This window comes from Amycolatopsis circi (genome assembly GCF_003385235.1).
GTDB lineage: Bacteria > Actinomycetota > Actinomycetes > Mycobacteriales > Pseudonocardiaceae > Amycolatopsis > Amycolatopsis circi.
In genome coordinates, this window is the sequence record NZ_PQIA01000091.1 from 24,000 (window position 1) to 38,277 (window position 14,278).

Here is a 14,278-nt window from a genome sequence, read left to right on the forward strand (position 1 = left end):
TCCGGGTGGCGGACAGCAATGTGTTGCGCGCCTTGCCTTTCTACCTTCGACGACGTCGCATTCGAAGTGAAAGGACCACCGTGAACCTCTTGCTCGCCGCCCCCGCCGAACCGCTCACCGGCCTCGCGGGCTGAGCCGTCGGACTGATGGACTCGCTCGGCGGCGTCGGCGCCGCGATCGTCGTCGGCCTGGACAACCTGTTCCCGCCGATCCCCAGCGAACTCGTCCTCCCGCTGGCCGGATTCTCCGCGAGCCGCGGCACGTTCAGCCTGGCCGGAGCCCTCTTCTGGACAACACTGGGCTCGCTCGCCGGAGCCGTGATCGTCTACTGGCTGGGCGCGCTGCTCGGCCGAGACCGATGCCGCGCCCTGCTCAGCCGCCTGCCGCTGATGAACGTCACCGACTTCGACCGGACCGAGGCGTGGTTCACCCGGCACGGCGGCAAGGCGGTGTTCCTCGGCCGGATGGTCCCGATCTTCCGCAGCCTGATCTCGCTGCCGGCGGGCGTGGAACGGATGCCGTTCGGCCGGTTCCTGCTGCTGACGACGGCGGGCAGCCTGCGGTGGAACACCGTGTTCGTGGTGGCCGGGTATCTGCTCGGGGAGAGCTGGTCGCTGGTGGACCGGTACGCGTCGGTGTTCCAGTACGTCGTGCTCGCCGCGGTGGCGATCGCGATCGGCCTGTTCGTGGTGGTCCGGGTGCGCCGCGTCGCCCGGCACTGAGTTTCTGCCCCTCGACCTGGGGTTCCTTCAGGTTCACTCGAACGGATGAGCGAGTGGCGCTCTGGAAATTGTCGGTGGTTCGAACTACTGTTCGATATGCAGGCACCGAACACCAGTTCGAGGGGAAGCTCATGACGATCGCACCGTTCCGCCCCGGCGTCGGGGCACCGCCGGTCCAGACCTTGCCGCCAGGGCGCTGGCACGGGCGCATCTGGGTGGCGGAGGAGCCGCTCACGCGGCCGCAGCGGTACTTGAGCTGCGTCGCCGAGTTCGAGCGGTCGGGGCTGTGGCCCGTGCTGATCCCGCCCGACCAGCGCTTCACCGCCCGAGGGGAAGACTGGCTGGACGACCGCGGCCGCCTCGCTCCGGCCGGTCACCGCGTCGCCAACGCCGACCCCGCCGAAGTCCTGGCCCGCTGGTGGGACGGTTCTTGTTGCGACGGAGCCTGCCTGCGCCCGTTCGGCACCCGCTTCCCCGGGCTGGCGAAACGCTCGCACCGCCGCTCGGACCCCCTAGCCGAAGCAGGCAACACCGGCTCGATCCTGGCCGCCCGCACGCCGCACCGCCTGGGCCTGGTGCAGGCCGACCGTCCAGCCGACATCCCGGCTCTCATCGGCTGGACGGGAATGATCAAGTCGACAGACCAGGTCGCGGAACTGTCGGCGGTTTTGCGCAGCTGGGAAGACCGCTTCGGCGCGACCCTGGTGACGCTGGGCTTCGACACGCTGGAACTGTCGGTCTCCGCCCCGCCCCGCACCCACGCCAGGGCCTTGACGGTGGCCGCCGAGCACCGGGCCTTCAGTCTCCCGACGTACCTCGCCCAGCCGGGAAACCTGCGGGAGTACGCCACTTCCCTGGTGCAGAGCCGCCGATGGAGGTTCTCGTGGGCCTGAGGGAGTGATGGAGTGCGGGCAGGACGACTGGGTCGGGGCGGCGCAGGTTCCGCCGATTCCGCGCCGTCCTTGGCGGATTCGGCGGTCCTCGCGGATCTGGCGTGCCTGGCGGGGTTGGCGGTCCTCGCGGATCTGGCGGGCCTGGCGGGGTTGGCGGATCTGGCAGGGCTGGCGGACTTGGCGGGAGCAAGACCGAGCCGCGAACAGGAGAATTCGGCAGTTTCGGCACGCCACAGCGCAAGCACGACCGGCTCGCCAAGCAACCGCTTCCCGACGCGCTCCTGCCTGCCTCAGCGCAGCCGCCCTTCTCCCTCCGTTCTGCTCCGCGCTCTTGCTTGCCCTCTCCGTCTCCCCTCCGCGTCCCGTCCCGACGGCCAGGCAACGGAGTCAGCCCCATGAGACCGACGTCCCTTCGATCAGGACATATGTCCCAATCCTTAGCCCACCTGTCCGGAAAACGGCCGCGCGGACGGGTTTACCGCAACCGTCCGCACGGGAACCCCCGGCGGCGAAAGGCGGTGAGGAGGATCGGCCAGATCCGAGTGGGCACGTCCGGTTGGCGATACCCGCCGTGGCGCGGCGCGTTCTACCCCTCCGGCCTGCCGCAACGCCGCGAACTCGAGTACCTCTCCCGCCGGACGAACGCCGTCGAGCTCAACGGATCCTTCTACTCGCTGCAGCGCCCGGAGCGATACCGCGGCTGGCACGCCGAAACCCCGGCCGGATTCCTGTTCGCGGTCAAGGGCGGCCGGTTCATCACGCACCTCAAACAGTTGCGCGACGTCGAAACCGCGCTCGCCAACTTCTACGCCTCCGGTGTCCTCGCACTCGCCGACAAACTGGGTCCCTTCCTCTGGCAACTCCCGCCACGACTGACCTTCGACCCCGACCGGGTCTCCACGTTTCTCGGCCAACTCCCCCGCACCACCAGCGAGGCAGCCACGCTCGGGGCGAAGCACGACGACAAGCTCAAGGCCCCCGCGTTTCTGGAACCAGGCCCCGACCGTCCAGTGCGGCACGCGCTCGAAGTGCGCCACCCGAGCTTCACCACCAACGAAGCGACAGACCTGCTGAAAAAACACCGAGTCGCCCTGGTGACCGCTGACGCCGCCGCCCCGTGGCCGTACACGGAGGACCAGACCACTGACTTCAGTTACGTCCGGCTGCACGGCTCGGAAGACCTCTACACCAGCAACTACTCCGACTCAGCCCTGCGCGCCTGGGCCGCGAAAATCACCGAATGGCACGACGGCGGCCGCCGAGACGTGCACGTCTACTTCGACAACGACAGCAAAGTCGCGGCCCCACACAACGCCGTCACACTCACCCGCCTGCTCGACCTCCCCGCCGAAACCGATGAGGCACAGTGAGCGGACAGTGAGCGCACTTCGATTGGGTGGTGATACGGGCCGCCGGTGGTCTACGTGCTGCCGCTGGGGGTCGGCACGCGGACCACCGCGCCCGGCTGCCCTCGTGCGCCCCAACGGGGGAACCGTTCCGCCAAACGGCCGAAGCCATCCGCGCGCGAAGCCACTTGCACCCGCGACCGGCCGCACCGGAATGGTTCAACCACTCTCGCGCCGCAGCGATACTGCCGAACCCAATCCCGCACCAAGCCAGCCCGCAACGCTCGCACCAGGCGATCGAATCCGTCAGCAACCAAACCGCACAGCCAGCAATGCCGCACCAAGCCAGCCCACAGCACTCGCATCTGACCTGCATCAGGCAGTCCAGCCCGTCAGCAAACCAGCCGCGCAGCCAGCAATCCCGCGCCGCAACTGTCCGGCCACTCGCTCCACACCCGGACCGATCCAACTCGACAACAACCAAACCGCTCGCAGCCAGCAACCCGCGCCACGGCAATGCGGCTGCACCCACCTCCGCTAAGTCGGCCAACTTCGCCCCCCACTCGGCTCGGCTCGGCTCGGCTCGGCTCGGCTCGGCTCGGCTCGGCTCGGCTCGGCTCGGCTCGGCTCGGCTCGGCTCGGCTCGGAAATGGTTCAACCACTCTCGCGCCACAGCAGTACGACCGAAGCTAACCCCGCACCAACCCTGCCAACTGCGCCCGCACTCGATCCGCGTCCGGGTGATCCAACCGCGTCAACAGCCGAACCGCGCGCAGCCAGCAGTCCCGCGCGGCAGCAGTCCTGCCGTAGCGCAGGTGCGCCGTGCCCAGTTCCGACAGCACATCCGCGGCCTCGTACTCCTCGTCCATCGCGAAGAACATGTCGACCGCCTCGGACAGGCACTCGATTCCCTCCACATGGCGCCCCAAGCCCAGCAGCGCGCGGGCGCGGGCGGCCAGCGAGAAGCGGCCCTGTGGCAGGTCGTCCGGCGGGACCAGGGCCAGCGCCTCGTCCGCGAGCGACAGTGCCTGTGGGTAGTCGCCCATCATCGCGCACAGGTCGCCCAAAGCGCGCAACACATTCGCTTCCACCGAGGTAAACCCCAGCTCCCGCGTGATTTCCAGCGACCTCAGGCCATGCCGGTAAGCCTCCGGGAAATCCTCGATGCCCTGTGCGGTCATCGCCAGGTTGTAGCGCGCCCGCGCCTCCCCCGGCAGCGAGCCCAGTTCCAGCTGCACAGCCAGCGCCTGCTCCAGATATTCGCGCGCCAGCACATAATTCCGGGCGACTCCCTCGATCACGCCGAGTCCATTGAGGATCGCCGCTTCGCCGTGCCGCTCCCCGGAATTTCGCGCCGCTCGCAGGCCGATCTCGAAGAGGTACCGCCATTCGTCGACTCGTGCGCGTCCGGCGAAATAGGTGAACAGCGACCAGGCCAGCCGCCAGCATTGGGCGTATCGGCCGATCCGGAACGACCATTGGATCACTGAGATCAGGTTTCCGTGTTCCTCGATGAACCAGGCCAAAGCGCGGTGGAAGTCCGAGAATTCCAGCGCGCCAGCCGACGGCATCGATCCGATCTCGTCCATCAGCTGACGGGGACGCATCGCCAAACCTGCGTTCCGTGCCGAGGCGATGAACCAGTCGAGCAGTCGCGAACTGGCCTCCGCGCGTTCGGCGGCGTCGTCCTCCTGCTCCGACAATTCGTTCGCATAGGCTCGGATCAAGTCGTGGAACTGGTACCGGCCTGGCTTCGGTTGGATGAGCAAGTGCGTGGAGACGAGCGTGTCGAGAGCGCCGCGAGTTTCCTTTTCGGACCGTCCGCTGAGCGCGACTGCCATGCCCAGCGATAGATCCGGACCTGCCGACAGTGCCAGCAACCGCAGCAGTCGCGCCGCTGCCGGGCATAAGACCCGGTAGGAATAGGAGAAAACCGTGCGGATGTTGGTTTCGTCGCCGTCGCCTAGGTCGAAGGTGCTCAACCGGCCTGCGTCCGAGGGCAGTGCCGCCACGAACTCGTCCAGTGGTAGCCGCGGGAACTGTGCCGCGCGCACGGCTAGGATCCGGATCGCCAACGGGAGTCCACCGCAATACTGTACGAAACGACCGGCGGCGATCGGATCTTCGTGGACTCGTTCGACGCCGATAGCCGAGGCGAGAAGCTCCACCGCCTCTTCACTGTCCAATTCAGACAGAGCGATTCGGCGGGCACCGTGCGTCGCGACCAATCCGCGTAGTTGCCAACGGCTCGTCACCACGACCAAGCATCCGGGGCCGGGTAGCAGAGAACGCACTTGTTCGGTGCTGTTTGCGTTGTCCAGCACTACCAACAGCCGTCGGCCGGTGGTGTACGTACGCCAAGTCGCGGCACGTTCGTCCAAACCGGACGGGATTCGGTCGGCGGGTACGCCCAGCGCGATGAGCATCGTCTCCAGCGCGGCGATGGGCGACACCGGCGCGCCCGGACCGTAGCCACGCAGGTCCAGAAATACCTGGCCGCCGGTGAAACGGTCCGCGATTTGGTGAGCGAAGTGGACAGACAGGGTCGTTTTCCCTTGCCCGCCCATGCCTTCCACCGAGGCAATCGGTGTGGAAGTGCCATCGTCGAGGGCTTCCGGCAGCAACGCGCGCAAGGCTTTCAAGTCCGCCGCGCGACCGGCGAAGGCACCAAGATCAGCCGGAAGCTGGTGCGGTACATGGGGTTCCAGCGGAGTCCGGAACCGCATGCCTTCGTCGCCGCCCAGTACTAGCCGGTGTGCGCGTTGCAGTCCGGCACCGGGATCCAAGCCCAATTCCTCGGCCAGCAACCCGCTGATCCGCCGGTACACGTCCAGCGCCTCGGCCTGCCGCCCGGAGCGGAGCAGCGCGTACATCAGCTGCTCATGCGGGCGTTCGCGCAGCGGATGTTCGCGGGTCAGAAGCTCCAGCTCGGGCACGACGGTGTCGTACTCGCCGACGGTCAGCAGCGTCTCAGCCCACAGTTCGCGCACTCGCGTGCGTTCCTCGGCGAGTTGCCCGACCTCGTCCCGGTGCAGCGCGTCCGATTCCACGTTCTGCAGCGCCGAACCCCGCCATTGCCCCAGCGCGTCCTCGAAATACCCCGCCGCCCGCCGGTGTTCGCCTCGCTCCGCGGCACTGCGGCCCCGCGCCGCGAGCTGCCGGAACCTGCCGAGATCCACTGCGTTCTCGTCGACTTCCAACAGGTAGCCGCCGCGTTCGGTGCGGATCGACGCGCCGTCGCCGAGCGCCCGGCGCAGCCGCAGGACATACGTCTGCAGCGCGCCCTTCGACCGGCGCTGGTCGTCGCCCCACAGCCAGTGGCTGAGCACGTCGACCGACACGAGCCGGTTGGCCCGCAGCAGCAGTCCGGCGAGCACGATCAGCGGGCGGCTGCCGCCCAGCGGCACCACCTGGTCCCCGGCCAGCACCTCGGCCGGGCCGAGCACCCGGAAGTCGAGGCCGTCCACACGTTCCATTGTGGCGTTGAGACGGCCCCCGCGGCACCTCGGTTCCCGTCACCGCGGCGATGGCATGATCGGCTCTCATGCAGGTTTACGCGCTCCCGCTGCACACCCGGTTCCGGGACATCACCGTCCGTGAAGGACTGTTGCTCCGCGGCTCCGCCGGCTGGGGCGAGTTCTGCCCTTTCGCTGACTATTCGGACACCGAGAGCGTGCCCTGGCTCGCCGCAGCACTCGAAGCGAGCGAAGAAGGCTGGCCTGAGCCAGTCCGCGACCGTATTGAGGTGAACACGACAGTCCCGATTGTGCCGCCGGAACGCGCGCATGAACTGGTCCGTCAGTCCGGTTGCCGCACGGCGAAGGTCAAAGTCGCCGACAAACGCGCGACGCTCGCCGAGGACTGCGCGCGCATCGAAGCGGTCCGTGACGCCCTGGGTCCGTCCGGCGCGATCCGCGTCGACGCCAACACCGCGTGGGATGTCGACACCGCCGTCCACGCGCTCGGCGAACTGGACCGCGCGGCCGGTGGACTGGAGTACGCCGAACAGCCGTGCCCGACGATCGAAGACTTGGCCGCCGTCCGGCGTCGCGTGTCAGTGCGGATCGCGGCCGACGAGTCGATCCGCCGCGCGGAAGATCCGCTGAAGGTCGCCGTCGCCGGAGCCGCCGACATCGCCGTGCTCAAGGTCGCCCCGCTCGGCGGAGTAAGGCGTGCGTTGGAGGTCGCGGAGGCGTGCGGGCTGCCGTGCGTGGTGTCGTCGGCGGTCGAGACGAGCGTCGGGTTGGCCGCCGGGCTCGCGCTCGCCGGGGCGTTGCCGGAGCTGGACTTCGCCTGCGGACTCGGCACGATGTCGTTGCTGCGCGGGGACGTCTGCACCGAAACACTGTCCCCTGTGGACGGTTACCTGCCGGTGCCGCGAAAGGCTCCGGAACCCGACGCGTACGCCGAATTCGCCGCGTCGCCCGAGGTGGAAGCGGCGTGGCTGGACCGGTTCGAGCGGGTCCGCCGGATCAGCGGGTAAGGGAGACTTCAGGGTCGCGGCCCCGGGGCTATCTCCGGGGCGATCCCGGATGTGCGGCGCGCGCCGGTCGCGGAGTATTGCTGGCATGACGGACAACGTGCAGGCCGCACCGGCCAAGAAGATCTTCCGCAGCCGCTCCGACCGCATGCTCACCGGTGTGTGCGGCGGATGGGCCAAATACCTCAACGTCGACCCCTCGATGGTGCGCATCGCCGCGGTCGCCGGGGCCGTGCTCTCGGCCGGGGTGATCCTGCCGGTCTACGCCGCCGCGGCCGTGCTGACGCCCGAAGACTGATCGCCCGGCGCATGCCCGGGGAGTCGCTGACGCGGAAACGGGCGAAGCCCGGTCCACCACGAAGGTGAACCGGGCTTCGCCGAAAAGCAGCCGAACTCAGAAGTCCATGCCACCCATGCCGCCGGACGGGTCGGCCGGAGCGGCAGAAGCCTTCTCCGGCTTGTCCGCGACGACAGCCTCGGTGGTCAGGAACAGCGCCGCGATGGAAGCGGCGTTCTGCAGCGCGGAGCGGGTGACCTTCGTCGGGTCCGGAACGCCGGCCGCGAGCAGGTCCTCGTACTCGCCGGTGGCGGCGTTCAGGCCGTGGCCCTGCGGGAGGGACTTGACCTTCTCCGCCACGACGCCGCCCTCGAGACCGGCGTTGATCGCGATCTGCTTGAGCGGAGCCTCGACGGCGACCTTGACGATGTTCGCGCCAGTGGCCTCGTCACCGGTCAGCTTCAGGCCCGCGAAAGCGGCCTCGGCAGCCTGGATCAGGGCCACGCCGCCGCCGGCGACGATGCCCTCTTCCACGGCGGCCTTGGCGTTGCGCACCGCGTCCTCGATGCGGTGCTTGCGCTCCTTCAGCTCGACCTCGGTCGCGGCGCCGGCCTTGATGACGGCCACGCCGCCGGCCAGCTTCGCGAGCCGCTCCTGCAGCTTCTCGCGGTCGTAGTCCGAGTCGGAGTTCTCGATCTCCGCGCGGATCTGGTTGACGCGACCCTGGATCTGGTCGGCGTCGCCCGCACCCTCGACGATGGTGGTCTCGTCCCGGGTGATGACGGCCTTGCGGGCACGGCCCAGCAGCGACAGGTCCGCGTTCTCCAGCTTGAGGCCGACGTCCTCGGAGATGACCTGGCCGCCGGTCAGGATCGCGATGTCCTGCAGGATCGCCTTGCGGCGGTCGCCGAAGCCCGGGGCCTTGACGGCGACGGACTTGAAGGTGCCGCGGATCTTGTTGACGACCAGGGTCGCCAGGGCTTCGCCCTCGACGTCCTCGGCGATGATCAGCAGCGGCTTGCCGGACTGGATGACCTTCTCCAGCAGCGGCAGGACGTCCTTGACGTTGGAGATCTTGGAACCGAAGAGCAGGACGTAGGGGTCCTCCAGCTCGGCTTCCTGGCGCTCCGGGTCGGTCACGAAGTAACCGGACACGTAGCCCTTGTCGAAGCGCATGCCCTCGGTGAGCTCCAGCTCGAGCCCGAAGGTGTTGCTCTCCTCGACGGTGACGACGCCTTCCTTGCCGACCTTGTCCAGCGCCTCGGCGATCAGCTCGCCGATGGTGCGGTCAGCGGCCGAGATCGAGGCGGTAGCAGCGATCTGCTCCTTGGTCTCGATCTGGACGGCGGCCTTGTGCAGCTGCTCGGTGATGGCCTCGACGGCCGCCTCGATGCCCCGCTTGAGCGAGATCGGGTCGGCGCCGGCCGCGACGTTGCGCAGGCCCTCGCGCACGAGCGCCTGGGCGAGCACGGTGGCGGTGGTGGTGCCGTCGCCCGCTACGTCGTCAGTCTTCTTGGCAACTTCCTTGACGAGCTCGGCCCCGATCTTCTCCCACGGGTCCTCGAGCTCGATCTCCTTGGCGATGGAGACACCGTCGTTGGTGATCGTCGGCGCGCCCCACTTCTTTTCGAGCACGACGTTCCGGCCCCGCGGGCCGAGGGTCACCTTGACGGCTTCGGCGAGGATGTTCAAGCCGCGCTCAAGACCGCGGCGGGCGTCCTCGTCGAACGCGATCAGTTTGGCCATTGCGGTGTGGTCCTCCGGTATTGGGCGCCACCGCCGCGCTGTCTCCAGCGGCGGCAGCAGGACACGTCCTCGGCCAGGCTCGGTGCCCGCGACGGACGACTGACCGGTGGGTCAGCCTCACCGTCCCGACCTTCAGGCAGGCGGTCGGTGACCGCTCGCCTAGCACTCGACGGCGTCGAGTGCCAATGCCGTGTTTAGCACTCTCCGGGGTCGAGTGCAAGGAGCGCAGGTCAGGATCGGTGCGCTTCGGAGAGCAGGTCGGCCGCGTCAGTGGCTCGGCTGGATGTGGATCGACGACGGCGGCGGGCGCAGCGACGACGGACCACCGGACTTCGAGCCGCCCGGACCGACCGGGATGTTGGGCGCCGACGACGTCGGAGCGGTGCCGCCGTTGCCGTTGTCGTCCCCGCTGAAGAGGAAGATCGCGCCGACGACCAGTCCGGCCACGACGAGCACCCCCAGTGCGATCCACAGCCACTTCAGGCCGCCGCTCTTGGGCTGCTTTTCGAACGCTCCCGCGCCGCCCGCCGGGGACGGCGGGCGCAGCCGCATCGGGTCGCCGAAGGCCTGCTGGTTCGGGTGGGGCGGATGGCCCTGCTGGTTCGGCTGACCGGGGTAGCCGGGCTGGTTCGGGTAGCCGCCGTAACCGGGCGGGGGGCCTTGTTGAGGTTGCTGGCCGGGGTAGCCGTAGCCGGGCGGGGGGCCTGCCGGTGCTTGGCCGGAGTAGCCCTGCTGTCCGGGCTGCGGCTGGCCTTGCGGCTGACCAGGTTGGCCGAATTGGCCGGGCTGTGGCTGACCCGGCTGAGGCTGGCCGGGCTGTGCTGGATAACCGGGCGGGGGCTGGTTGCCGTAACCGGCGGGGCCGCCGTAGCCGCCGGGTGCGGGGTATCCGGGCTGGCCGGGCTGTGCCCAGGCACCGGGAACGGCCTGACCGCCGGGCGCCCCCGGTGCGCCGACGCCGGGAGCGCCGGGTCCAGCCTGCGCTCCCTGTCCCGCGGCCCCGGGACCTCCCGGCTGCGCGCCAGGACCAGCTGGTCCACCGGCACCAGGTCCGCCAGGCCCACCTGCACCGGGTCCGCCAGGTCCTTGCTGCATGCCCGCCTCCGGAAGTCCGTTCGGCCGGGCGGGGCCCGGCGGGGTGTCCGAGGTCGCGAGCGGGCCGAGCGCCACCCGGGCCGCGGCGATCATCGCGACACAGTTGGGATAACGGTCGTTCGGGCTTTTCGCCATGCCCTTGCGGATGACGTCGTCCACGGCGGCCGGGAGCGCGACCACGCTCGCCACCGACGGCGGTTCTCCGCCGAGGTGGCCCTTGATGACGGCGGGGACGTCGCCGCGGAACGGCGGGTTGCCGGTCAGGCAGGCGAACAGCACGCAGGTGAGGGCGTACTGGTCGGTGCGGCCGTCGAGCGGTTCGCCGCGCAGGTGTTCCGGGGCGGCGTAGGTGGGCGAGCCGAGGAAGTCGCCGCCGCGGGTGCGGTGGCCGGTGGCGCCGCGGCGGGTGAGGCCGAAGTCGGCGACGTAGACGTGCTCGCGGGAGGTCTCGCGGCTGGTGACCAGCACGTTGGCCGGTTTGACGTCGAGGTGCACGAGGCCGTGGTTGTGCAGCGTGTCGAGGGCGTCGGCGACCTGGTCGAGCAGGCTGAGCGCGCGGGACGGGCTGATCGGGCCCGCGGACATGAGGCCGGCGAGGTCGCCGCCGTCGACCATCCGCATGGCGATGTAGAGCATGCCGTCGAGTTCGCCGAAGTCGTACAGCGGGACGACGTTGGCGTGGTCGATCGCGGAGGTGTTGCGTGCCTCGTCGACGAACCGTTCGCGGAACTCGGCGTCCGCGCCGAGGTGGTCACCGATGACTTTCAGCGCCACCTTGCGGCCGAGCCGCGTGTCCGTGGCCTGGTAGGTCACGCTCATGCCGCCCTTGCCGAGCACCGAGTCGATGCGGTAGTGGCCCAGCTGGCGACCGGTGAGGTCCCCCGACACGTCGCCTGTCACGCAGCGCAGCTTAACGCGCCGGTATCGGCTGCCACTGCCGGTTCGCCCAACCGGTCAGCGGACCTGCCTCGTCAGACCTTGCGGACGTCCGCGGCCTGGCTTCGGCCGTCGCGGCCGGACTGGACTTCGAACTCCACGCGATCGCCCTCGTCGAGAGTGCGGAATCCGTCGGCTTGGATGGCCGAATAGTGAACGAAGACGTCCGGCCCCTCGGGGGATTCAATGAACCCGTAGCCTTTTTCCGAGTTGAACCACTTGACGGTGCCGACTGCCACGGCGCCCTCCCTCGGGACAAGAATCCGCTGTCCATCAGCGTGCGAAGTGGAGTTCACGCTACCGGAATCAGCGCTCCCGGCAATGGGATAATCGGCAGATTCCCCTTACGCCCGCGACACTCGCCGGTTGCGCGATTGGACGAGCACGGTTCCCGGTCCGGCGAAATCGAGGACGAGTCCTTCGCCGGTTCGCAGCGATTGCGGACCGCTCGGATCAAGGGCGCGCAACCGGCATTGCACGGAGTCGGGATAGGCGAGGAGATAGTCCGGGCGCACGGTGACGATCTCGCCGCGGCCGAGGTCGAACGAGTCCACCGGGCCGGGCGCGGTGAGCAGGAGCGGGCCGCGGCCGCTGTAGTGCTCGAGGAATCCGGAATCGGCGCCGAACAACTGCTGCAGCGGGGCCCAGTTCTGGTCGGCGCGGACCGTGCTCGGCCGGGCGAACACGCCGTCGCGGTGCACCGACCAGCCGGTAGAGCCGGTGAGTTCGAGCGGGTAGACGTCGCCGGGGCCGAGCGGGGCCAGGTCGACCCAGCCGCCCTCGGGCGGTGCGGTGAACACCGAAGGACCGCCCTTGCGGCCGCGGTTCTGGTTCGCCTCAGCCACGTTGAAGCTGCTGGCCAGCAACGATTCCCCGGCAGCCTGCACGGCTTCGCCCGGGGCGAGCAGTACGCGGGCGACGCCGAACCCTGGCGTGTGCCTGGTGTGGACGCGCATGTCAGCGGGGGGTCGCGAGCGCGGCGCGCCCGGCCTGGTTGCGGACCCGAAACTGCATCAGAACTCTCCCCGTACTCCCCGGCTTGTGCCGGGAGAGTGTTGCACGACGGGCAGCAAGAGGGAGGATGGTCCGCGTGATCTCCGTCGATGCCTACCGCGAGACCGTGACCGAACTGCTCGGCCGCGCGCCCGTCCGCACTGTTCCGGTCGCCGATGCTGCCGGGCTCGTCCTGGCCCGTGACGTGCAGGCAGGCGTGGCACTGCCGCCGTTCGACAACTCCGCGATGGACGGGTACGCCGTGCACGCCGCGGACGTCGCCGAGGTGCCGGTGACGCTGCCGGTGGCCGACGACATCCCGGCCGGGCGGATCGATGTCAAACCGCTCGAATCGGGTACCGCTCAGCGGATCATGACCGGCGCGCCCCTGCCTCCTGGCGCCGACGCGATCGTGATGGTCGAGGACACCGACCGCGGCACCGCGGAAGTCCAGATCACCCGCGCGGCGGTGGAGGGCAACCACATCCGCCGGACCGGCGAGGACGTCACAAAGGGGACCGTCGCGCTGAACGCGGGCACCGTGCTGAGCCATGCGCACCTGGGCCTCGCCGCCGCGGTCGGGCTGGCGGAACTGGAGGTGTACCGGCCGCTGTCGGTGCTGGTCGTGTCGACCGGCACGGAGCTGGTGGAAGCGCCGAACCCGTTGCAGCATGGGCAAATCTACGAATCGAACAGCGTGATGCTGGCGGCGGCGTTGCAGGGTCTCGGTTGCCAGGTCGAGGTCGTGCGCAGCGTCGTTGATGACGTGGAGGAGTTCCGCAAGATCATCGAGCCGCGACTGGAGTCGGTGGACCTGCTGATCACGTCGGGCGGGGTGTCGGCCGGTGCGTATGAAGTGGTGAAGGACGCGCTGACCGGGCAGGGCGTGGAATTCCAGAAGATCGCGATGCAGCCTGGCGGGCCTCAGGGCTGCGGCCGGTGGAACGGCGTGCCGGTGGTGACGCTGCCGGGGAATCCGGTGAGTGTGCTGGTGTCCTTCGAGGCGTTTCTGCGTCCGGCGGTGCTGTCGGCGATGGGCCATTCGGACGTGGACCGGCGGCGAGTGCGCGCTCGGTTGACCGAGGACATGACGTCGCCTGCTGGTCGGCGACAGTATCGGCGGGGGTTTTATACGCCGGTTCTCGGTGAGGTGACTGGGGTTGTCGGGCCGCGGGGTGGGCCGGGGTCGCATTTGCTGGCGGCGTTTACGCAGGCTAACTGTTTGATCATGTTGCCGGAGGAGGTTTCGGCGGCTTCGGAGGGGGATGAGGTTGAGGTGTTGCTGCTTTAGGGCTCGTGCCGCGTTTCACGGTTCAGCGGTTGATCCCGCACGCCAGGCGACTTCCGCAGTCGCTCAGCCCCAGCCCTTGGGGAATTCGAGGGCCTTCGTACAACAAGTGATCAACTGGCTTCGACGAGAACACTCGGCTGGGGCTTCCCGGCTGAGCGTTTTGCGTAGTCGCGAGCTGAGTTCGACGGCGATGCCGGTCGGCACGCTTGGGAAGAGACCGGCGCAGCAGGCCATTCGTGTCGAGCCACGTGCCAGGGAAACCGTCAACGAAGCGCGGTGCTGATCTGTTCCAGGCTCCGCTGGAGGGTCAGGGACTGCTGGATAAACCTCTACGACAGTGGATTCTGCTCGGTTTACCGGGTTTCGGAGCGGCACCGCGCGACGTGCAGACAGTAGTCGCCGGATGCCAGTAGCAGCAGCTCTCCCAGCTGCCCGAAAACTGTGCCTGCACCCCACCAGCCCCGCGAGCGCAGCCCCCGCCCTACCCGGGGGACGGCCC

11 protein-coding genes are annotated in these 14,278 nt (G+C 69.0%); 6 read left to right on the forward strand and 5 right to left on the reverse strand.

Going from position 1 to position 14,278, the window contains the following annotated elements; all coding sequences use genetic code 11:
- The first annotated feature begins 143 nt into the window (after positions 1–143).
- The 3 genes from D0D37_RS31015 (at position 144) to D0D37_RS31025 (ending at position 2,985) form a co-directional block, all read left to right on the forward strand.
- Entirely contained in the window at positions 144–722 is a 579-nt protein-coding gene (locus D0D37_RS31015; RefSeq protein ID WP_244223734.1) for a DedA family protein, read from the forward strand.
- Between the two features lie 131 nt (positions 723–853).
- Positions 854–1,615: a DUF4253 domain-containing protein gene (locus tag D0D37_RS31020; protein ID WP_116204156.1), complete on the forward strand. Its 762-nt coding sequence runs from the start codon at positions 854–856 to the stop codon at positions 1,613–1,615.
- A 518-nt stretch (positions 1,616–2,133) separates the two neighbouring features.
- Positions 2,134–2,985: a DUF72 domain-containing protein gene (locus D0D37_RS31025; RefSeq protein WP_116204147.1), complete on the forward strand. Its 852-nt coding sequence runs from the start codon at positions 2,134–2,136 to the stop codon at positions 2,983–2,985.
- Positions 2,986–3,650: 665 nt separating this feature from the next.
- Here the strand turns inward: D0D37_RS31025 and D0D37_RS31030 are convergent.
- Positions 3,651–6,437: an AfsR/SARP family transcriptional regulator gene (locus D0D37_RS31030; RefSeq protein WP_116204148.1), complete on the reverse strand. Its 2,787-nt coding sequence runs from the start codon at positions 6,435–6,437 to the stop codon at positions 3,651–3,653.
- A 68-nt stretch (positions 6,438–6,505) separates the two neighbouring features.
- On the opposite strand from D0D37_RS31030, the gene D0D37_RS31035 reads away from it, so the two are divergent.
- Together D0D37_RS31035 and D0D37_RS31040 are read left to right on the forward strand one after the other, a co-directional pair.
- Entirely contained in the window at positions 6,506–7,444 is a 939-nt protein-coding gene (locus tag D0D37_RS31035; RefSeq protein WP_116204149.1) for an o-succinylbenzoate synthase, read from the forward strand.
- Positions 7,445–7,529: 85 nt separating this feature from the next.
- A complete protein-coding gene (locus D0D37_RS31040; RefSeq protein WP_162834553.1) occupies positions 7,530–7,739 on the forward strand; it encodes a PspC domain-containing protein in 210 nt (69 codons plus the stop codon).
- Positions 7,740–7,835: 96 nt separating this feature from the next.
- On the opposite strand, the gene groL is transcribed toward D0D37_RS31040, so the two are convergent.
- The 4 genes from groL to D0D37_RS31060 form a co-directional block, all read right to left on the reverse strand.
- Entirely contained in the window at positions 7,836–9,464 is a 1,629-nt protein-coding gene (groL, locus tag D0D37_RS31045) for a chaperonin GroEL (protein WP_116204151.1), read from the reverse strand.
- A gap of 267 nt (positions 9,465–9,731) precedes the next feature.
- Positions 9,732–11,459, reverse strand: a complete 1,728-nt coding sequence (locus D0D37_RS31050) for a serine/threonine-protein kinase (RefSeq protein WP_244223733.1) — start codon at positions 11,457–11,459, stop codon at positions 9,732–9,734.
- A 71-nt stretch (positions 11,460–11,530) separates the two neighbouring features.
- Positions 11,531–11,734 carry a cold-shock protein gene (locus tag D0D37_RS31055; protein ID WP_009083993.1) on the reverse strand — a complete coding sequence of 68 codons (204 nt, stop codon included), beginning with the start codon at positions 11,732–11,734 and terminating at the stop codon, positions 11,531–11,533.
- A gap of 105 nt (positions 11,735–11,839) precedes the next feature.
- The gene (locus tag D0D37_RS31060) at positions 11,840–12,451 is read right to left on the reverse strand and encodes an AIM24 family protein (RefSeq protein WP_116204152.1); all 612 of its coding nucleotides are present in this window, start codon (positions 12,449–12,451) and stop codon (positions 11,840–11,842) included.
- A gap of 134 nt (positions 12,452–12,585) precedes the next feature.
- Here D0D37_RS31060 and moeA point away from each other — a divergent pair, with 134 nt between their 5' ends.
- Positions 12,586–13,779 (forward strand): molybdopterin molybdotransferase MoeA, encoded by a 1,194-nt coding sequence (moeA, locus tag D0D37_RS31065; RefSeq protein ID WP_116204153.1) that lies wholly within the window; start codon positions 12,586–12,588, stop codon positions 13,777–13,779.
- Positions 13,780–14,278 lie beyond the last annotated feature (499 nt).

Coding starts and splice junctions, on each gene's coding strand:
- D0D37_RS31020 (WP_116204156.1), top strand. CDS start 854: ATGACGATCGCACCGTTCCGCCCCGGCGTCGGGGCACCGCCGGTCCAG.
- D0D37_RS31030 (WP_116204148.1), bottom strand. CDS start 6,437: ATGGAACGTGTGGACGGCCTCGACTTCCGGGTGCTCGGCCCGGCCGAG.
- D0D37_RS31035 (WP_116204149.1), top strand. CDS start 6,506: ATGCAGGTTTACGCGCTCCCGCTGCACACCCGGTTCCGGGACATCACC.
- D0D37_RS31040 (WP_162834553.1), top strand. CDS start 7,530: ATGACGGACAACGTGCAGGCCGCACCGGCCAAGAAGATCTTCCGCAGC.
- groL (WP_116204151.1), bottom strand. CDS start 9,464: ATGGCCAAACTGATCGCGTTCGACGAGGACGCCCGCCGCGGTCTTGAG.
- D0D37_RS31060 (WP_116204152.1), bottom strand. CDS start 12,451: ATGCGCGTCCACACCAGGCACACGCCAGGGTTCGGCGTCGCCCGCGTA.